We start from the raw sequence: 19,452 nt of genomic DNA on the forward strand, positions 1-19,452 counted from the left end.
CGCATGACGCACGCCCGCCTATCCGGCTTCGCTGCGCGGCCCGATGCGGGGCCGGTCCTCCTGGTCGAGGACACGCCCTCGCTGTCGATGGTCTACGAGACGGTGCTGCGCAAGGCGGGCTACGACGTGCGCGCGGCGCTGACAGGGGCCGACGCGCGGGCCGAATTCGCGCGCGGCGCGGCGCGGGTGGTGCTGCTGGACCTGATCCTGCCCGACGCCGACGGGATCGACCTTCTGCGCGAGATGACGCGGGCCGACCCCGGCGCGAAGGTGATCGTGATCACGGCGAACGGCTCGATCAACCGCGCGGTGGACGCCATGCGCGGCGGCGCCTTCGACTTCCTGGTCAAGCCCTTCGACGACAAGCGCCTGCTATCGGCCGTGGCGAACGCCGCCGCCGCCGCCGGCGGCGCGGCCGAGGCGGCCGCCGCCCCGCCCGCCGGCAGCCGCTTTCACGGCTTCGTCGGCTCGTCGCCGGCGATGCAGGCGGTGTATGAGAAGGTGCGCTCGATCGGGCGCTCGACCGCGACGGTGTTCGTCACCGGCGAAAGCGGCTCGGGCAAGGAGGTCTGCGCCCAGGCGATCCACGCCGTGTCGAACCGGGCCTCGGGGCCGTTCGTGCCGCTCAATTGCGGCGCCATCCCCAAGGATCTGCTGGAATCCGAGGTGTTCGGGCATCTGCGCGGCGCCTTCACCGGCGCGGTCGCCGACAAGCAGGGCGCGGCGGCGGCGGCCGACGGCGGCACGCTGTTCATGGACGAGATCTGCGAGCTGAGCCTGGATCTTCAGGCCAAGCTGCTGCGCTTTCTCCAGACCTCGACCATCCAGCCCGTGGGCGCGGCCACGCCGCGCAAGGTCGATGTGCGCATCGTCTGCGCCACCAACCGCGACCCGGCCGAAGAGGTGCGCCGCGGCCGCTTCCGCGAGGATCTGTTCTACCGCCTGCACGTCGTGCCCATTCACCTGCCGCCCCTGCGCGAGCGCGGCGAGGACGTGCTGGAAATCGCGCAGACCTTCCTCGAGCAGTTCAGCCGCGAGGAGGGCAAGCGCTTCAAGCGGCTTGGCGAAGAGGTGCGGCGCCTGTTCCTTTCGCATCCATGGCCGGGCAATGTGCGCCAGCTGCAGAACGCGATCCGCCATGTGGCGGTGCTGCATGACGGCGAGGAGGTGACCCCCGCCATGCTGCCGCCCGAGATCGTTTCGGGCCAGGCGCCGACGCCGGTCGACGGCGCGCAGGGCTGGTTCCCGGCGACGGGCCGCGCGCCGGGGGCCGCGGCGCCCGCCGCCCCGCCCGCCGGGCCCGAGGGGCTGCGCGCCCATGCCCGCGCCATGGTGGGGGCGCGGCTGGCGGATGTCGAGCGCGAGGTGATCGAGGCCACCATCGAGGCCTGCGGCGGCTCGGTGCCCAAGGCGGCGCGGATGCTGGACGTCAGCGCCTCGACCCTTTACCGCAAGCGCGAGGCCTGGGCGCGCGCCCGCGACAAGGCCTGAGCGCGCCCGGCTGACGCGGCCGCGCCCCAGCCCCGGCGCGCGAGGGGGGCGAAAACCGAAAGCGGCCGGCGGACGCGGCCGCGCCATCGCAAGGCCGCCGGCGGCGCGCGACGTCAACGAACGCGCCCGGCGGACGCGGCGTCGCCTCTTGCCAAGCGCCGCGTTTGCCCGCACCCTTCCGCCCCGCGACGCAACGACGCCGCCGCGCCGACCGCAAAGTGCAGGCTTCGCCCGCGCGGCGCGCAAACCGACAGGGAAAGGATGATCCACATGCTTCGACGCACGCTGCTGGCCGCGACCGCCGCGCTGGCCGCCGTGGCCGCGCAGGCCGCCGAGCTCAAGCCCGCCGTGGTCTACGATCTGGGCGGCAAGTTCGACAAGTCGTTCAACGAGGCCGCCTATTCGGGCGCCGAGCGTTTCCGCAAGGAAACCGGCGTCGCCTACCGCGATTTCGAGATCCAGAACGACGCCCAGCGCGAGCAGGCGCTGCGTCGCTTCGCGCGCAGCGGCTACAACCCGATCGTGGCCATCGGCTTCAGCCAGGCCGCCGCGGTCGAGAAGGTGGCCAAGGAGTTCCCCGACGCCAATTTCGCCATCGTGGACATGGTGGTGGACCTGCCCAATGTGCGCTCGATCCTGTTCAAGGAGCATGAGGGCTCTTATCTGGTCGGCATCCTGGCGGCCATGGCCTCCAAGACCGGCAAGGTCGGCTTCGTCGGCGGCATGGACATTCCGCTGATCCGCAAGTTCGCCTGCGGCTATCGCGGCGGCGTCAAGGCGGCCAATCCGGACGCGGTGGTGTTCGAGAACATGACCGGCACCACCGGCGCGGCGTGGAACGATCCGGTGCGCGGCGGCGAGCTGGCCAAGGCGCAGATGGCCCAGGGCGCCGACGTCATCTACCACGCCGCCGGCGGCACCGGGCTGGGCGTGATCCAGGCCGCCGCCGATGCGGGCAAGCTGGCCATCGGCGTGGACAGCAACCAGAACGGCATCGCGCCGGGGCATGTGCTGACCTCGATGCTCAAGCGCGTGGACGTGGCCGTCTACGACGCCTTCAAGGACGTGCAGGACGGCAAGTGGACCACGGGCTTCGAGGTTCTGGGCCTGGCCGAGGGCGGCGTCGGCTATGCGCTGGACGAGAACAACAAGGACCTGATCACGCCCGAGATGAAGGCCGCCGCCGACGAGGCCGCCGCCAAGATCATCGCCGGCGAGATCGTCGTGCACGACTACATGTCCGACAACGCCTGCCCCTACTGAGGGCTCCGGGCGGCGCGCCGACCGGCCGCGCCGCCCTTCGCGCATGCGGCGTTTCCCTTGCGTCGCGCATTGGCGCCGGGCGCGCAAGGCGCTATTCGGCCCCTCGTTCATTCGAATCGCCTTCGCCTCGGGACCGCGGCGCCTGCGGGCTTTCCCCGCGCCGCCCGGAGGGCTACCGTCAATTCGAGCGGCGCCGTGCCGGCGTCGGCGGGAGGAGCATCGCATGACGGCGCCTGCCATCGAACTTGTCGGCGTGGACAAGAGCTTCGGCCCCGTCCACGCCAACCGCGACATCAACCTGCGGGTCGAGAAGGGCACGATCCACGGCATCGTCGGCGAGAACGGCGCCGGCAAGTCGACCCTGATGTCGATCCTCTACGGCTTCTACCAGGCCGATCGCGGCGAGATCCGCGTGAACGGGCGCCGCGTGCGCATTCCCGACAGCCAGGCCGCCATCGCGCTGGGCATCGGCATGGTGCACCAGCACTTCATGCTGGTCGAACCCTTCACCGTGCTCGAGAACGTCATGCTGGGCGCCGAGGGCGGGCGGCTTCTGCGCGGCGGCTCGGCGCGCGCGCGCGCCGAGCTTGCGCGCCTGGCGCGCGAATACGGGCTCGAGGTCGATCCCGACGCGGTGGTGGGCGATCTGCCCGTCGGCCAGCAGCAGCGGGTCGAGATCCTCAAGGCGCTGTATCGCGGCGCCGAGATCCTGATCCTGGACGAGCCGACCGGCGTGCTGACCCCCGACGAGGCCGATCAGCTGTTCCGCATCCTCGACCAGCTGCGCGCGCAGGGCAAGACGGTGCTGCTCATCACCCACAAGCTGCGCGAGATCATGGCCGCCACCGACGCGGTGTCGGTCATGCGCGCGGGGCGCATGGTCGCCACGCGCGCGACCGCCGACACCTCGGTCGAGGAGCTGGCCGAGCTGATGGTCGGGCGGCGCGTCCTCTTGCGCGTGGACAAGGGCCCCGCGCGCCCGGGCGAGGTGCGCCTGCGCGTCGCGGATGCGCGCGCTCATGACGCGCAGGGCGTCGAGCGGCTGCGCGGCGTCTCGCTCGAGGTGCGCGCGGGCGAGATCGTCGGCATCGCCGGCGTGGCGGGCAACGGCCAGTCAGAGCTGCTCGAGGCGATCGCGGGCATCCGGCCGCTGAGCGCGGGGCGCATCGAGATCTGCGGCGCGCCGCTGGCCCGCCCCGACCCGGCGCTGGCGCGGCGCATGGGGCTGGCGCATGTGCCCGAGGACCGGCACCGCATGGGGCTGGTCACGCGCTTTCCCGCGCGCGAGAACGCGATCCTGGGCTATCACCGCGCGCCGCGCTACGGAAACGGTCCGTTTCTGGATCAGGGCCGGGTGCTCGAGGCCTGCCGCGAGCTGATGGCCGCCTTCGACGTGCGCCCGCCCGATCCGCATCTCAAGACCGCGAACTTCTCGGGCGGGAACCAGCAGAAGATCGTGCTGGCGCGCGAGATCGAGCGCGACCCCGAGGTGCTGATCGTGGGCCAGCCCACGCGCGGCGTGGATGTGGGCGCGATCGAGGCCATCCACCGCCGCCTCATCGAACTGCGCGACGCGGGCAAGGCGATCTTGCTGGTTTCGGTCGAGCTGGACGAGATCCGCGCCCTGTCGGACCGCATCCTGGTCATGTTCGACGGCCGCCTGATGGGCGAACGCGACGCCGCCGCCGACGAGCGCGAGCTGGGCCTGCTGATGTCGGGCGTCGGCGCCGGGAGGGCGGCATGAGCGCCCGGCGGCCGACGCGCGGGGGGCGGCGATGACGGGCGCGCGCGGGCTTTCGGTCCGGCTGTTCCTGGCCGACGGCGCGCCCGGCGGCATCGTCACGGCCGAGATCATGAACTGGACCGGCCATGTTCTTTCGGCGCCGCGCGCGGCGCTGGCGCGGGCCTTGGGGCGCGACGAGGCGGGCAAGACGGGCGTCTATTTCCTGATCGGCGAGGTCGAAGATTCTCTTGGTCGGCGGCGGGTCTACGTTGGCGAGAGCGACGAGGTCGGCCGCCGGGTCGCGGAGCATGCGGCCGATCCCGCCAAGGATTTCTTCGAGCGCTTCGTTCTCGTCACCAGCAAGGACCAGAACCTGACCAAGGCCCATGCGCGTTATCTCGAGAACCGCCTTGCCGCCATCGCGCGGGAATCGCGGCGCGCCATCCTTGACAACCGGACTGATCCCGCGTCGGGGGCGTTGCCCGAAAGCGACGTTGCGGACATGGAATTCTTCATCGCGCAGACCCGCCTCATCATGCCCGTTCTGGGGCATGATTTCCTGCGCGAGCCGGCGATCGCCCGCGAGGCGTCCCCCGGCGCGCTCGAGCTGTATCTGGAAAGCCCGAAGAAGGGCTTGCGGGCCGAGGCGGTCATGACCGACGACGCCTTCGTCGTGCGCGCCGGATCGACCGCCGCCCCGACGCCCCGCGGCGGCGGCCGCTCTGGCGCGGCGGGCCATGCCGCCTTGCGCGCGCAGCTTGCGGCCGAGGGGGTGCTCGCCCCCGACCGGGATGGGCGGGCGTTGCGTTTCGCGCAGGATTTCGCCTTCTCGAGCTCCGGCGCGGCGGCGTCCGTCATCCATGGGCGCTCGGCCAACGGGCGCATCGCCTGGCGCCTCAAGGGCTCGGGCGCGACGTTGAGGCAGCATGAGGAAGCGCAGACGGAGGGCCGCGCATGAACGCCCAACTTCCCCGCTGGGTCGATCTTGGCCTGATCCCGCTCCTGAACCTGGCGGCCGCGCTTCTGGTGGCGGGGCTGGTGGTGGCGCTGATCGGGCAAAGCCCGCTCGAGGCCGTGCGGCTGATCGTGCAGGGCGCCTTCGGATATGGCGAGGGCGTGGGCTTCACGCTGTTCTACGCCACGAATTTCATCTTCACCGGGCTGGCGGTGGCGGTGGCCTTTCATGCCGGGCTGTTCAACATCGGCGGCGAGGGGCAGGCCTATGTCGGCGGGCTGGGCGTCGGGCTGGCGTGCCTGGCGCTGGACCGCTGGCTGCCGTGGTGGCTGATCGCGCCGGTCGCGGCGCTGGCGGGGGCGGCCTTCGGCGCGGCCTGGGCCTTTCTGCCGGCCTGGTTCCAGGCGCGGCGCGGCAGCCATATCGTCATCACGACGATCATGTTCAACTTCCTGGCCGCCTCGCTGATGGTCTATCTGTTGGTCAACGTGCTCAAGGTCGAGGGCGCGATGGCGCCCGAGTCGCGCACCTTCGAGCAGGCGGGCCGTCTGCCCAGGCTGGACTGGCTGATGTCGGCGCTGGGCTACGAGCAGGGGGGCGCGCCGCTCAACGTCAGCTTCCTTCTGGCGCTGGCGGCCTGCGTCTTCGTCTGGGCGCTGATCTGGCGCACGCGGCTGGGCTACGAGATCCGCACCTTCGGCGCCAATCCCACGGCGGCGCTCTATGCCGGGATCGACCCGGTGCGGGTGACGGTGATCACCATGCTGATCTCGGGCGGGCTGGCGGGGCTGATGGCGCTGAACCCGGTGATGGGCGACCAGAACCGCATCTTCCTCGACCTTGCCGGCGGGGCGGGCTTCGTGGGCATCGCCGTGGCGCTGATGGGGCGGGCGCATCCGCTGGGGGTGCTGCTGGCGGCGGTCCTGTTCGGGGCGCTTTATCAGGGCGGCGCCGAGCTGGCCTTCGAGATGCCGCAGATCACCCGCGACATGGTGGTGGTCATCCAGGGCCTGGTGGTGCTGTTCGCCGGCGGGCTCGAGTTCATGTTCCGCCCGCTGGTCGCGCGGTTGCTGGCGCCGTTCCTGCGGCGCGAGGAGGGGTGATGTTCGACGCCGCGATCCTGATCCTCGATTCCACCGTGCGGCTTTCGACGCCGCTGCTGCTGGTGTGCCTGGCGGGTCTGTATTCCGAGCGCGCGGGGGTCATCGACATCGGTCTCGAGGGCAAGCTGCTGGCGGGCGCCTTCGCCGCCGCGGCGGCCGCGGCCGTGTTCGGCTCGCCCTGGATCGGGCTGGCGGCGGCGGTCGGGGTCAGCATCGCGCTGGCGCTGCTGCACGGGCTGGCCTGCATCACCTTCCGCGGCAATCAGATCGTGTCGGGCGTGGCGATCAACTTTCTGGCCGCGGGGCTGACGGCGCTTCTGGGGCAGGCCTGGTTCAGCCAGGGCGGGCGCACGCCGGCCCTCGGCCCCGAGCAGCGCTTCGGCGAGCTGTCGCTGCCGCTGGCGCAGACGCTGGCCGACGTGCCGGTGCTGGGCGGGATCTGGTCCGAGCTGATCTCGGGGCACTCGATCCTGGTCTATCTGGCCTTCGCCATGGCGCCGATCACCTGGTGGACGCTGGGGCGCACGCGCTTCGGCCTGCGCCTGCGCGCGGTGGGCGAGAACCCCGCCGCGGTGGACACGGCGGGCATCTCGGTGGCGCGGATGCGCTATCTGGCGGTGGCGTGCTGCGGCGCGCTGTGCGGCGCGGCGGGCGCGTATCTGAGCACGGCGCAGTCGGCGGGCTTCATCAAGGACATGTCGGCGGGAAAGGGCTTCATCGCCCTGGCGGCGCTGATCTTCGCCAAATGGCGCCCGATTCCGGCCATGTTCGCCTGTCTTCTTTTCGGCTTTCTCGACGCCGCCGCGATCCGCCTTCAGGGCGTGTCGCTGCCGGTCATCGGCTCGGCGCCGGTCGAGCTGATCCAGGCGCTGCCCTATCTGCTGACGGTGGTGCTGCTGGCCGGCTTCATCGGCGCCGCGCGGCCGCCGCGCGCGGGCGGCGTGCCCTATGTGAAGGAGCGCTGAGGTCATGACCCGAGCAACCGCCGCGCCGCCTCCTGCCGGGGAGGCGCGCTGATGGCCCCGGAAGAGGAGCTTTACGCCGCCGCGCTGGCCGCGCGCGCGCGCGCCTATTCGCCGCACTCGAACTTCGCGGTGGGCTGCGCGATCCGCTCGGCCTCGGGCGCGATCCATGTCGGCGCGAATGTCGAGAACCAGTCCTATCCCGAGGGCTGGTGCGCCGAGACCAGCGCCATCGCGCAGATGATCATGGCCGGCGAGCGCGAGATCCTCGAGGTCTGCGTCGTGGCCGATCTCGACCCGCCGATCACGCCCTGCGGCGGCTGCCGCCAGCGGCTGGCCGAGTTCGCCGGCCCCTCGACGCTGGTCCATGCGGGCGATCTTGGCGGGCCGCGCGCCAGCTGGACCATGGCCGAGCTGCTGCCCGCCGTTTTCAGACTGGAGGAAGGATGACCCAAGCCGCGCAGATCATCCGCGAAGCCGCCGGCGACGAGCCCGTGCGCCTGGGGCTGGTGCTGGGCTCGGGGCTGGGGGCCCTGGCCGAAGAGGTCGAGGACGCCGCCGCCTTCGCCTTTTCCGAGCTTCCGGGCTTTCCGGTTTCGGGGGTGTCGGGCCATGCCGGGGCGCTGTCGGTGGGGCGGCTGCGCGGGGTGCGCGTGGCGCTGTTGTCGGGCCGCGCCCACTACTATGAAAAGGGCGATCCGGCCGCCATGCGCACGCCCATCGAGACGCTGCGCGCGCTTGGCGCCGAGGCGGTTCTGCTGACCAACTCGGCCGGTTCGACCCGGGCCGACATGCCGCCCGGATCGCTCATGATCATCCGCGATCACATCAACTTCTCGGGCCTCAACCCCCTGATCGGCGAAGAGGGCGACGCGCGCTTCGTCAACATGGTGGACGCCTACGACCCCGAGCTGCGCGCGCGTCTGCACGAGGCCGGCGCGGGGCTGTTCGAGGGCGTCTACGCCTGGTTCTCGGGCCCCAGCTTCGAGACCCCGGCCGAGATCGAGGCCATCCGCATGCTGGGCGCCGATGCGGTGGGCATGTCGACCGTGCCGGAAACGATCCTTGCGCGGCGCTTCGGCTTGCGCGTGGCGGCGGTCTCGGTCATCACCAACTTCGCCGCGGGCATGACCGGCCAGGCGCTGAGCCATGACGAGACCAAGACCGAGGCCGCCCGCGCCCAGACCCGTTTCCGCGCCCTGGTGCGTCATTTCGTGGAGAGCTTCGCATGATCGATCTTCGCGCCGCAGCCGCCCGCGCGCTGGCCTGCCTTGACCTGACCGACCTGTCCGACGACTGCGACCTGGCCAGGGTCGAGGCGCTGTGCGGCCGCGCGGTCACGCCCCATGGCGCGGTCGCGGCGATCTGCATCTGGCCGCGTTTCGTCGCCGCCGCGCGCCCGCTGCTGGCGCCGGACGTCAGGATCGCGACGGTGGTGAACTTTCCCGGCGACGAGGACGCCCCCGAGGACTACGTCGCCCTGACCGAGCGCGCCATCGCCGACGGCGCGGACGAGATCGACATGGTGATCCCCTATCGCCAGCTGCTCGAAGGCCGGCCCCAGGCCGTGCCCGCCGCGGTCGAGCGCGTGGTGCGGGCGGCCGGCGGCGCGCCGGTCAAGGCGATTCTCGAGACGGGCGTGCTGCAGGATGCCGACGCGATCCGCCAGGCCGCCGAGCTTGCCATCGAGGGCGGCGCGCGGTTCCTCAAGACCTCGACCGGCAAGGCGCCGGTGAATGCGACGCTGGGCGCGGCGCAGATCATGCTCGAAGTCATCGCCGCGCGCGATCCGGGGGTGGGCTTCAAGGCCGCGGGCGGCGTGCGCACGGCCGCCGAGGCCGCCGCCTATCTGGAGCTGGCCGACCGCCTGATGGGGGCGGGGTGGGCCGACCCGACGCATTTCCGCATCGGCGCCTCGGGGCTGCTCGATGCGCTGCTGGCCGTTCTGGATGGGCGCGACGCGCCCGCCTCGGCCCAGGGCTACTGACCGCCCCGTAACAGGAGACCCGCCATGCTGCCGCAGGAGATCATCGTCAAGAAGCGCCGCGGCCAGGCGCTGAGCCCCGACGAGATCGGCTTCTTCGTCCGTGGGCTGACCACGGGCGAGGTCACCGAGGGGCAGGCCGCGGCGCTGGCCATGGCCATCTGCTTCCAGGGCCTGAGCGTGGACGAGCGCGTGGCGCTGACGCTGGCCATGCGCGACTCGGGGCGCACGCTGCGCTGGGATCTGCCCGGCCCCGTGGCGGACAAGCATTCGACCGGCGGGGTGGGCGACAACGTCTCGCTCATGCTGGCGCCGGCGCTGGCGGCGTGCGGCGTCTATGTGCCCATGATCTCGGGCCGCGGGCTGGGACACACGGGCGGCACGCTGGACAAGCTGTCGGCCATTCCGGGCTATGACGTGCGCCCCGACGTCGCCACGCTTCAGGCCGTGGTGGCGCGCGCGGGGTGCGCGATCATCGGCCAGACCGACGACATCGCCCCCGCCGACCGGCGCCTTTACGCCATCCGCGACGTCACCGGCACGGTCGAGTCCATCGACCTGATCACCGCCTCTATCCTGTCCAAGAAGCTGGCCGCCGGGCTGGACGCGCTGGTTCTCGACGTCAAGACCGGCACGGGCGCCTTCATGCAGACCGAGGCCGAGGCCCGCGCCCTGGCGCAAAGCCTGGTCGCGGTCGCCAACGGCGCGGGCTGCCGCACGGCGGCGCTGCTGACCGACATGAACGAGCCCCTGGCCTCGGCGGCGGGCAATGCGCTCGAGGTGGCGAACGCGATGCGATTTCTCGTCGGCGCCGAGATCGACCCCCATCTGTGGGACGTGACCGTCGCGCTGGGCGGCGAGCTGCTGGCGCTGACCGGCGTCGCGCCCAGCGCCGAGGACGGGCGCGCGCGCATCGCCCGCAGCTTCGAGTCGGGCGCCGCGGCCGAGCGCTTCGGCATGATGTGCGCGGCGCTGGGCGGGCCGGTCGATTTCGTCGAGCGCTTCATGGAATACCTGCCCGCCGCGCCGGTGGTGCGCGACGCGCCGCCCGCGCGCGAGGGGATCGTGCGCGCCATCGACCTGCGCGCCGTGGGCAACGCGGTGGTCGAGCTGGGCGGCGGGCGCCGGCGCCCCGAGGACGACATCGACCTGGCCGTGGGTCTTGACCAGCTGGCGCCGCTGGGCGCGGCGGTGGGGCCCGACCGGCCGCTGGCGCGCATCCATGCCGCCGACGAGGCCGCCGCCGAGGCCGCCGCCGCGCGCCTGCGCGCCGCCTACCAGGTCGGCGACCAGGCGCCGCCCGAGCGCCCGCTCATTCTTGGCCGCATCGGCCCCGAGGACGTGGCGGGCCCGGAGGCGGCGCGATGAGCGCGGGCCGCGTCCTCATCCTGGTCATGGACAGCGTCGGCGTCGGGGGCGCCCCGGACGCGGCGCTGTTTCGCAACGGCGACGGCGACGACGAGGGCGCCGCCACCGTCCCGCACATCGCCCAGGCCTGCGCCGAGGGCCGCGCCGAGGAGGGCCGCTCGGGTCCGCTGCGTGCGCCCAACCTGACGGCGATGGGGCTTGGCGAAGCCTGCCGCATCGCCTGCGGCGCGACGCCGCCGGGGCTCGAGGCCACGGGGCCGTTCCAGGGCGTCTACGGCGCGGGGCAGGAGTTCTCGGCCGGCAAGGACACCATCACCGGCCATTGGGAGCTGGCCGGCGCGCCGATGCGCCGCGACTGGCACTATTTCCCGCGCGCCGTGCCCGCGCTGCCCGAGCGGCTGACCGACGCGCTGATCCGCCGCGCCGGCCTGCCGGGGCTGCTGGGGAACAAGCACGCCTCGGGCACCGAGATACTCGACGAGCTGGGCGCCGAAAGCCTGCGCACGGGCAAGCCCATCATCTACACCTCGGCCGACAGCGTGATCCAGATCGCGGCGCATGAGCAGGCCTTCGGGCTCGAGCGGCTTTACGAGCTCTGCCGCATCGCGCGCGAGCTGGCCGACGAGCTCAATGTCGGGCGCGTCATCGCGCGGCCCTTCCTGGGCGATCCGGCCACGGGCTTTCGGCGCACGGCCAACCGCAAGGATTTCTCGACCCCGCCGCCCGAACCCACCCTGTGCGACCGCGCGCTCGAGGCGGGGCGGCAGGTCTTCGGCGTGGGCAAGATCGCCGACATCTTCGCCGGGCGCGGCATCGGCGCCGTGCTCAAGGGGGCCGACGACATGGCGCTGTGCGATCGCACGCTCGAGGCCATGCGCGACGCCGGGCCGGGGGATCTGATCTTCGCGAATTTCGTCGATTTCGACAGCCTTTACGGCCACCGCCGCGACGTGTCCGGCTATGCCCGCGCCATCGAGGCCTTCGACGCGCGCCTGCCCGAGCTGTTCGCCGCCATGGGCGACCAGGATCTGATGATCGTCGCCGCCGACCATGGCAACGATCCCACCTGGCGCGGCACGGACCACACGCGCGAGCGCGTGCCCATTCTGTGCCGCGGCGCGCGCCTGCGGCCCGGCTCGGCGGGTCTGCGGCGCTTTGCGGATGTGGCCGAGACGGCGGCGCGCTGGCTTGGCCTGCCGGCGGGGCCGCATGGCCGCGCGATGCTGGCGCCGGCCGAGAGCGGCGCCTGGCGCGCCGCGCCCGAGACCGCGCTTGGCCCCTTCGCCGTCGCCCCGGGCCGCGAGGAGGGCGCATGAGCGACCTGCGCGCCATTCCCAAGATCGAGCTGCACCTGCACATGGAGGGCGCGGCCCCGCCCGCCTTCGCGCGCGCCCTTGCCGCGCGCAAGGGCCGCTCGATCGATGCGCTGATCGACCCGCGCACGGGGCGCTACGCCTGGTCCGACTTCTCCAGCTTCCTGGCCGCCTATGACGCGGTGGCGGCGCTGTTCGACACGCCGCAGGACAACCGCGACCTGGCCGAGGCGGTGCTGCGCGAATGCGCCGCGCATGGCGTGATCTATGCCGAGATCTTCATCTCGCCCGATCACGCGGGCGCCGATCCCGTCGCCTGGGCCGAGTATCTGGCCGCCATTTGCGAAGGCGCGGCCGCGGCCGAGGCGGCCTGCGGCATCGTCGCGCGGTTCATTCCCCTGTGCGTGCGCGGGCTGGGGCCCGAGGCGGCGATGCGCGCCGCCCGCCTTGCCGTCGCGGCCGAGGATCCGCGCATCGTCGGCTTCGGCATGGCGGGGGACGAGCGCATGTTCGACCCGGCCGATTTCGCCCCCGCCTTCGCGCTGGCGCGCGAGGCGGGGCTGAAGCTGACCGCCCATGCCGGCGAATTCGGCGGCGCCGACAGCGTCCGCCGCGCGCTGGACGCGCTGGGCCTCGACCGCGTCGATCATGGGGTGCGCGCCGTCGAGGACCCCGACCTGGTCGCGCGGCTTGCGCGCGAGGGCGTGCCGCTGGCGGTCTGCCCGGGCTCGAACGTGGCGCTGGGCGTCGTGCCGGACTGGGCCGCGCACCCGATCGACGCGCTGCGCCGTGCGGGGGTGCGGGTGACGGTCTCGACCGACGACCCGCCCTTCTTCGACACCGACATGACGCGCGAGCACGAGATGCTCTCGCGCCATTTCGGCTACGGCCCCGACGACCACCTCGCCCTGGCGCGCGCCGCGCTCGACGCGGCCTTCTGCGCGCCCGACCTCAAGCGGCGCCTTGGCGCGCGGCTCGCCGCGGCATGAACGCGCCCTCTTCCAACCGCAGGACACAGGCATGACCAAGCATCTGACCATCGTCGACCACCCGCTGGTGCAGCACAAGCTGACCTACATGCGCGACAAGGACGCCTCGACCGGCAAGTTCCGCCGCCTGCTGCGCGAGATCAGCCTGCTGCTGGGCTACGAGGCGCTGCGCGACCTGCCCATGACCACGACCACCGTCGAGACGCCCCTGCAGGAGACCGAAGCCCCCGTCCTGGCGGGCAAGAAGGTGGCGCTGGTCTCGATCCTGCGCGCGGGCAACGGGCTGCTGGACGGCGTGCTCGAGCTGGTGCCCTCGGCGCGGGTAGGGTTCGTGGGGCTCTATCGCGACGAGGAGACGCTCCAGCCCGTGCAGTATTACTTCAAGGTTCCCAAGGATCTTGCCGACCGGCCGGTGATCGTGCTCGACCCGATGCTGGCGACGGGCAACTCGTCGGCCGCGGCGGTGACGCTGCTCAAGGAGGCGGGGGCGCGCGACATTCGCTTCCTGTGCCTTCTGGCCGCCCCCGAGGGCGTGGCCCGCATGAAGGAGGCCCACCCGGACGTGCCCATCATCACCGCCGCCCTGGACGAGAGGCTGAACGAGAAGGGCTATATCCTGCCCGGCCTTGGCGATGCGGGCGACCGGATGTTCGGCACCAAGTGAGCGCCCGGCGGCGCGAATGACGCGGGCCGGAGCCTGGCGGCTCCGGCCCGTCATCTTGCTTGCGGCGTTCAGGTATGGGCGTTCAGGCGGGGCGGATCAGACCGCCCGCCGCCTCGCCCCCAGCCCCGCCAGGCCCGCCAGCCCGGACAGCAGCAGCAGCCCCGCGCCGGGGATCGGCACCGTGGCCGCGCCGGGCGTCGAGCCGAGGATGAAGTCGTCGAGGCCGAACTGGTCGTTGCCCCGAACGTTGCTGACGGTCAGGCGCAGGCCGAAGAAGTTCTCGTCGGTCGTGAAGCCGGCGAAAAGCAGGTTCGACTTCGGATCGGCCGAGGTGGTGGCGAGGTTGCCCAGCTCGGTCCAGATCGGGTTGAGCGAGCCGTCGTAGGACAGCGCCTCGATCATCAGCGAATCGCCGAAATCGCCCACATCCGTGGCGTAAAGGCCGAAGGCGTTGGCGCCCGACAGGCCGAGATCGATGGTGATCTGCCCGCCCGAGCCGATGAGGACGAAATTCTCGGGCGACGAGTAGTATTGTTCGTTCGCCGTGATGCCGGTCCGGATCCGGGCGGGGCCGCCCAGCCCGTTGTCCGAGAAGGTCGCGCCGCCATAGGTGGTCCAGCCGGCGCCGGCGCCGTTGGTCGTGGACAGCTGCGTGCCGTCGTCAAGGCCTTCGAAATCGGCGACGTCGCTGCTTTCGAGCGCGCCGAGGAAGGCGTCATGGGCGCTCAGCGCCGGGCCGCTGGTCGGGATGACGGGACTGCCGCCCTCGGTCTCGCCGAACCAGCTTTGCGTGACGGTGAGCGCGCTGGCGCCCGTGGTCATCGCAGCTGCGGCGAGCGCGGCGGACAACGCCAGCGCGCCAATTCGTGCACAGGTCATGAAAACCTCCTGGGTCCATGCTTCAACGCGATGCGGCTTCGACGAATGCGCCGCCAGGTTGAACGCAAGAAAACGAGCGGGTCGAAACGACGACCCTGCGGCCAATGCGTCCGGCTTCGCCGTGCGCGCAACGCTGCCGATGAAATGTCTTACGCTGAACCCGGTTCGCTTGAACCCCGGCGCCTGCGAGGCTGTCGCGGCGCTCATGGGCATAATACCACGTCGCGCGTCGAAGGGAAGGGGCCGCATGGGCGAAAAGCACCGCGGAAGCGGCGCGGGATGAACCCGAAGGCGGGGGCGCCGGGGCGTGGAAGGAAATTTTAACCGAATTCCGTTCAAATCGATTCGAACCGGCGCGGCCTTGTTCCCGCTTCGTTTGATGGTTAATGTCGGGAACGAACGCGGAACGCGGCGTGCGATTGCGCCGTCGCCGCGGCTGTGAAATAAGGAATGACGGCGATGAGCCAAAGCATCCTGGAATTGAACGGAACTCGCGGCATGGACAAGCAGAAGGCCCTGGAATCGGCCCTTGCGCAGATCGAGCGCAACTTCGGCAAGGGCTCGATCATGAAGCTCGGGCAGCAGACCGCGATGGATATCGAGGCGGTGTCGACCGGCTCGCTGGGCCTCGACATCGCGCTGGGCATCGGCGGGCTTCCGATGGGCCGCATCATCGAGATCTACGGCCCCGAAAGCTCGGGCAAGACGACGCTGGCGCTGCATGTCATCGCCGAGAAGCAGAAACAGGGCGGCATCTGCGCCTTCGTGGACGCCGAGCACGCGCTTGACCCGACCTATGCGCGCAAGCTGGGCGTGGATGTGGACGAGCTGCTCATCTCGCAGCCCGACGCTGGCGAGCAGGCGCTCGAGATCACCGACACGCTGGTGCGCTCGGGCGCGGTTTCGGTGGTGGTGGTCGACTCGGTCGCCGCGCTGACGCCGAAATCCGAGCTCGAGGGCGACATGGGCGACAGCTCGGTCGGCGTCCAGGCGCGGCTCATGAGCCAGGCGATGCGCAAGCTGACCGGCTCGATCGCGCGGTCGAAATGCATGGTGATCTTCATCAACCAGATCCGCATGAAGATCGGCGTCATGTTCGGCAGCCCCGAGACGACCACCGGCGGCAACGCGCTCAAGTTCTATTCCTCGGTGCGGCTCGACATCCGGCGCATCGGCTCGATCAAGGACCGCGACGAGGTGGTGGGCAACCAGACCCGCGTCAAGGTGGTCAAGAACAAGGTCGCGCCGCCCTTCAAGCAGGTCGAGTTCGACATCATGTATGGCGAGGGCATCTCGAAGACCGGCGAGCTGATCGACCTGGGCGTCAAGGCCGGCGTGGTCGAGAAATCGGGCTCGTGGTTCTCCTACGGCGATCAGCGCATCGGGCAGGGGCGCGAGAACGCCAAGAACTTCCTCAAGGAGAACCCCGACATCGCGCGCGAGATCGAGGACAAGATCCGCGCCGCGCACGGGCTGGACTTCGCCATGCGCGACGAGCCCGATCCCGTTCTGGACTGAGGCGGCGGGGATGAAGCGGCCCGGGCGGCGCCTTCAGCCGCCCGTCACGCTCATGTGGCGCGAGACGGTTCCGTCGACGCGCTGGCGCGAATAGTCGAAATCATGGCCCTTGGGCTTGCGCGCGATCGCGCCGCGGATCGCTTCGCGCAGGGCCTCGTCGTCGTCGGTGGCGCGCAGCACCGCGCGCAGATCCGCGTCGTCGTCCTGCCCCAGGCACATGAAGAGCTGGCCGGTGCAGGTCAGGCGCACGCGGTTGCAGCTTTCGCAGAAATTGTGGGTGAGCGGCGTGATGAAGCCCACCATCCCGCCCGTCTCCTCGACGCGGACATAGCGTGCGGGGCCGCCCGTGCGGTGGTCGAGATCGGTCAGCGTCCAGCGGCTTTCGAGATCGCGCCTGAGGTCCTTGAGCGAATAATACTGGTCGAGGCGGTCCTCGTTGCCGATGTCGCCCATGGGCATGACCTCGATGAAGGTCAGGTCCATGTCGCGCGCGCCGCACCATTCGACCATGCGGTGGATCTCGTCGTCGTTGACGCCGCGCAGCGCCACCGCGTTGATCTTGACCCGAAGCCCCGCTTCCTGGGCGGCGTCGATGCCGTCCATCACCTGCGCGAAGCGGCCCCAGCGCGTGATGCGCGCGAAGCGGTCGGGGTCGAGCGTGTCCAGCGACACGTTCACCCGCCGCACCCCCGCCGCATGCAGCCGCCCGGCGAAGCGCCGCAGCTGCGAGCCGTTGGTGGTCAGCGTCAGCTCGTCCAGCGCGCCGCTTTCGAGGTGGCGGCTCATGGCCTCGAAGAAGCGCATGATGTCGCGCCGCACCAGCGGCTCGCCGCCCGTCACGCGCAGCTTGCGCACCCCCAGCCCGACGAAGACCGAGCACAGCCGGTCCAGCTCCTCGAGGGTGAGCAGGTCCTTCTTGGGCAGGAAGGTCATGTTCTCGGACATGCAGTAGACGCAGCGGAAATCGCAGCGATCCGTCACCGACACCCGCAGATAGGTGATGGCGCGCATGAACGGGTCGATGAGCGTGGGGGCGGCATCTTGCATGCGGTGTCCTCCGTTGCCCAGCAAGCTAGCGCCCGCGCGGCGGGGCGGCAAGCGGCGCCTTCGGGCCCTTCAGCGCGTGGGCGGGGGCAGGGGGCGGCGCACGCTCGAATCGCGCAGCAGCTCCCACGCCTGCTCGGCGCTGTCGACGAAGTGGAACAGCTCCAGATCCTCGGGCGAGATGGTGCCCGCCTCGGCCAGCATCTGCCAGTTGACGATGCCGCGCCAGAATTCCTCGCCGAACAGCAGGACGGGCACCGGCGCCATGCGGCGGGTCTGGATCAGGGTCAGCGTCTCGAACAGCTCGTCCAGCGTGCCGAAGCCGCCCGGAAACACCGCGATCGCCTCGGCCCGCATCAGGAAGTGCATCTTGCGGATGGCGAAGTAGTGGAAGTTGAAGCTCAGCTCGGGGGTGACGTAGGCGTTGGGCGCGTTCTCGAAGGGCAGAACGATGCCGAGGCCGATCGAGCGCCCGCCCGCCTCGGCCGCGCCGCGGTTGCCGGCCTCCATCACGCCGGGGCCGCCGCCGGTGACGACCACGTGATGGCGCCCGCCCTCGGCGATCGAGGCCTCGGTGCACAGCCGCGCGAAGCGCCGCGCCTCGTCGTAATAGCGCGTCAGCTCGGCCAGCATGGGCGTGCGCGCCGTGTCGCGATGCTCGGGGGCGGGGATGCGCGCGCCGCCGAACAGCACCACGGTCGATTCGACCCCCGCCTCGGTCAGCAGCATCTCGATCTTCAGAAGCTCGAGCTGAAGGCGCACCGGGCGCAGCTCGTCGCGCTTGAGGAAATCCAGATCCTGGAAGGCCAGCCGGTAGGAGGGCGACGCGCTTTGCGGCGTCAGCGGCTGACGCAGGGCGGCGTCGATGTCCTCTTCGGCGGAACGGAAGATCGAGTGGCGCTCCTCGCCTTTCTTCATCGCATGGGATCCCTTCGCATGTGGGCGCGGCGATTGCGCGCGCGCTCAGACGTCTCTATAGCCAAGCGGTGAAACGACCGTAACAGCAAAAGCAGGGACGAGAATGGAACACGCCGCGCTCGAAGCCGCCATCGAAGCCGCCTGGGAAGAGCGCGACGCGCTTGGCCCCGACACGAAGGGCGAGGCGCGCGACGCCGTCGAGGCCGCGCTCGAGCTGCTCGACTCGGGCCGCGCGCGCGTCGCCTCGCGCGGCGAGGACGGCGTCTGGACCGTGCATCAGTGGCTCAAGAAGGCGGTGCTGCTGTCCTTCCGGCTCAACGACATGCAGGTGATTCCCGGCGGGCCCGGTGCCAGCGGCTGGTGGGACAAGGTGCCCTCGAAGTTCGAGGGCTGGGACGCGGCGCGCTGGCGCGCGGCCGGGTTCCGCGCCGTGCCCAACTGCGTGGTGCGCCGCTCGGCCTACATCGCGCCGGGGGCGGTGCTGATGCCCTGCTTCGTCAATCTGGGCGCCTATGTGGGCGAGGGGACCATGGTCGACACCTGGGCCACCGTCGGCTCGTGCGCGCAGATCGGGCGCAACGTGCACCTGTCGGGCGGCGTGGGCATCGGCGGCGTGCTCGAGCCCATGCAGGCCGCGCCGACCATCATCGAGGACGACTGCTTCATCGGCGCGCGCTCGGAGGTGGTCGAGGGCGTGATCGTGCGTCAGGGATCGGTGCTGGGCATGGGCGTGTTCCTGGGCCAGTCCACCAAGATCATCGACCGCGAGACCGGCCAGGTGTTCTATGGCGAGGTGCCGCCCTATTCGGTGGTCGTCGCGGGCACGGCGCCGTCGAAGGGCGGGGTCAACCTGTATTGCGCCGTGATCGTCAAGCGGGTGGACGCGCGCACGCGCTCCAAGACCTCGATCAACGAGCTTCTGCGCGACTGATGGCCGATCAGGAACAGGGCGCCCCGCGGCGCGGCAAGCAAAAGGTCTACACGCTGCTGGTCGATGTCGGCCGGGCCGAGGGCGACGGCCTGCCCGAGGGTTCGACCGGCGCGGCGCTGATGTGCTACGCCAGCGGCGTGGACGAGGCCGAGGCCGTGCGCGAGACCGTGGCCGTGCTGCGCCAGGCGGGGCTCGCCCCGCTCGAGGTGCAGGGCTACGGCACGCTCGACGAGCGCGAGGCCGAGGGCCATGTGATCGGCGACGAGGACCGCGCGCTGATGCGCCGCGCGCTCGAGGAGAACGCCGTGATCGTCGCCCAGGCCACGCCCTTCTACGACTGACCCCCG

At 71.2% G+C, this 19,452-nt stretch carries 19 protein-coding genes; 16 read left to right on the forward strand and 3 right to left on the reverse strand.

Annotated elements, in window-relative coordinates:
- The first annotated feature begins 3 nt into the window (after positions 1-3).
- The 13 genes from LY05_RS00550 to upp all read left to right on the forward strand — a co-directional run bounded on the left by LY05_RS00550 (position 4) and on the right by upp (position 13,815).
- Positions 4-1,491, forward strand: a complete 1,488-nt coding sequence (locus LY05_RS00550; RefSeq protein ID WP_148921721.1) for a sigma-54-dependent transcriptional regulator — start codon at positions 4-6, stop codon at positions 1,489-1,491.
- A gap of 270 nt (positions 1,492-1,761) precedes the next feature.
- The gene (locus LY05_RS00555; RefSeq protein WP_249041815.1) at positions 1,762-2,754 is read left to right on the forward strand and encodes a BMP family lipoprotein; all 993 of its coding nucleotides are present in this window, start codon (positions 1,762-1,764) and stop codon (positions 2,752-2,754) included.
- Between the two features lie 223 nt (positions 2,755-2,977).
- Positions 2,978-4,498, forward strand: a complete 1,521-nt coding sequence (locus LY05_RS00560; protein ID WP_148921723.1) for an ABC transporter ATP-binding protein — start codon at positions 2,978-2,980, stop codon at positions 4,496-4,498.
- Positions 4,499-4,529: 31 nt separating this feature from the next.
- A complete protein-coding gene (locus LY05_RS00565) occupies positions 4,530-5,435 on the forward strand; it encodes a GIY-YIG nuclease family protein (RefSeq protein ID WP_148921724.1) in 906 nt (301 codons plus the stop codon).
- Positions 5,432-6,535 carry an ABC transporter permease gene (locus LY05_RS00570; protein ID WP_148921725.1) on the forward strand — a complete coding sequence of 368 codons (1,104 nt, stop codon included), beginning with the start codon at positions 5,432-5,434 and terminating at the stop codon, positions 6,533-6,535. Before LY05_RS00565 ends, LY05_RS00570 begins: the two co-directional genes overlap by 4 nt.
- Complete coding sequence (locus LY05_RS00575; RefSeq protein ID WP_148921726.1) at positions 6,535-7,500, forward strand: ABC transporter permease; 966 nt, start codon at positions 6,535-6,537, stop codon at positions 7,498-7,500. The genes LY05_RS00570 and LY05_RS00575 overlap by 1 nt, the downstream gene beginning before the upstream one ends.
- A 51-nt stretch (positions 7,501-7,551) precedes the next feature.
- Positions 7,552-7,947: a cytidine deaminase gene (locus LY05_RS00580; protein WP_148921727.1), complete on the forward strand. Its 396-nt coding sequence runs from the start codon at positions 7,552-7,554 to the stop codon at positions 7,945-7,947.
- A complete protein-coding gene (locus LY05_RS00585; RefSeq protein ID WP_148921728.1) occupies positions 7,944-8,729 on the forward strand; it encodes a purine-nucleoside phosphorylase in 786 nt (261 codons plus the stop codon). The genes LY05_RS00580 and LY05_RS00585 overlap by 4 nt, the downstream gene beginning before the upstream one ends.
- Positions 8,726-9,484 (forward strand): deoxyribose-phosphate aldolase, encoded by a 759-nt coding sequence (gene deoC, locus LY05_RS00590; protein ID WP_148921729.1) that lies wholly within the window; start codon positions 8,726-8,728, stop codon positions 9,482-9,484. Before LY05_RS00585 ends, deoC begins: the two co-directional genes overlap by 4 nt.
- Positions 9,485-9,508: 24 nt before the next feature.
- Positions 9,509-10,849 carry a thymidine phosphorylase gene (gene deoA / locus LY05_RS00595; RefSeq protein WP_148921730.1) on the forward strand — a complete coding sequence of 447 codons (1,341 nt, stop codon included), beginning with the start codon at positions 9,509-9,511 and terminating at the stop codon, positions 10,847-10,849.
- The gene (locus tag LY05_RS00600; RefSeq protein ID WP_072746429.1) at positions 10,846-12,165 is read left to right on the forward strand and encodes a phosphopentomutase; all 1,320 of its coding nucleotides are present in this window, start codon (positions 10,846-10,848) and stop codon (positions 12,163-12,165) included. The genes deoA and LY05_RS00600 overlap by 4 nt, the downstream gene beginning before the upstream one ends.
- A complete protein-coding gene (gene add, locus LY05_RS00605) occupies positions 12,162-13,151 on the forward strand; it encodes an adenosine deaminase (RefSeq protein WP_148921731.1) in 990 nt (329 codons plus the stop codon). The genes LY05_RS00600 and add overlap by 4 nt, the downstream gene beginning before the upstream one ends.
- 31 nt (positions 13,152-13,182) lie before the next feature.
- Positions 13,183-13,815, forward strand: a complete 633-nt coding sequence (gene upp / locus LY05_RS00610) for a uracil phosphoribosyltransferase (protein WP_072746427.1) — start codon at positions 13,183-13,185, stop codon at positions 13,813-13,815.
- 96 nt (positions 13,816-13,911) lie between these two features.
- On the opposite strand, the gene LY05_RS00615 is transcribed toward upp, so the two are convergent.
- The gene (locus LY05_RS00615) at positions 13,912-14,694 is read right to left on the reverse strand and encodes a hypothetical protein (protein WP_148921732.1); all 783 of its coding nucleotides are present in this window, start codon (positions 14,692-14,694) and stop codon (positions 13,912-13,914) included.
- 459 nt (positions 14,695-15,153) lie between these two features.
- On the opposite strand from LY05_RS00615, the gene recA reads away from it, so the two are divergent.
- Positions 15,154-16,212 (forward strand): recombinase RecA, encoded by a 1,059-nt coding sequence (recA, locus tag LY05_RS00620; RefSeq protein WP_072746425.1) that lies wholly within the window; start codon positions 15,154-15,156, stop codon positions 16,210-16,212.
- Between the two features lie 33 nt (positions 16,213-16,245).
- On the opposite strand, the gene moaA is transcribed toward recA, so the two are convergent.
- On the reverse strand, positions 16,246-17,259 hold the full coding sequence (gene moaA / locus LY05_RS00625; protein ID WP_072746424.1) for a GTP 3',8-cyclase MoaA: 1,014 nt from the start codon (positions 17,257-17,259) through the stop codon (positions 16,246-16,248).
- Positions 17,260-17,328: 69 nt separating this feature from the next.
- Positions 17,329-18,174: an LOG family protein gene (locus tag LY05_RS00630; protein WP_148921733.1), complete on the reverse strand. Its 846-nt coding sequence runs from the start codon at positions 18,172-18,174 to the stop codon at positions 17,329-17,331.
- A 103-nt stretch (positions 18,175-18,277) separates the two neighbouring features.
- On the opposite strand from LY05_RS00630, the gene dapD reads away from it, so the two are divergent.
- Both dapD and LY05_RS00640 read left to right on the forward strand, forming a co-directional pair.
- Positions 18,278-19,105, forward strand: coding sequence for a 2,3,4,5-tetrahydropyridine-2,6-dicarboxylate N-succinyltransferase (gene dapD / locus LY05_RS00635; protein ID WP_148921734.1), 828 nt, complete (start codon positions 18,278-18,280; stop codon positions 19,103-19,105).
- The gene (locus LY05_RS00640; RefSeq protein WP_072746421.1) at positions 19,105-19,446 is read left to right on the forward strand and encodes a hypothetical protein; all 342 of its coding nucleotides are present in this window, start codon (positions 19,105-19,107) and stop codon (positions 19,444-19,446) included. Before dapD ends, LY05_RS00640 begins: the two co-directional genes overlap by 1 nt.
- Positions 19,447-19,452: the final 6 nt, after the last annotated feature.

This window comes from Oceanicella actignis, assembly GCF_008124525.1.
Lineage (GTDB): Bacteria > Pseudomonadota > Alphaproteobacteria > Rhodobacterales > Rhodobacteraceae > Oceanicella > Oceanicella actignis.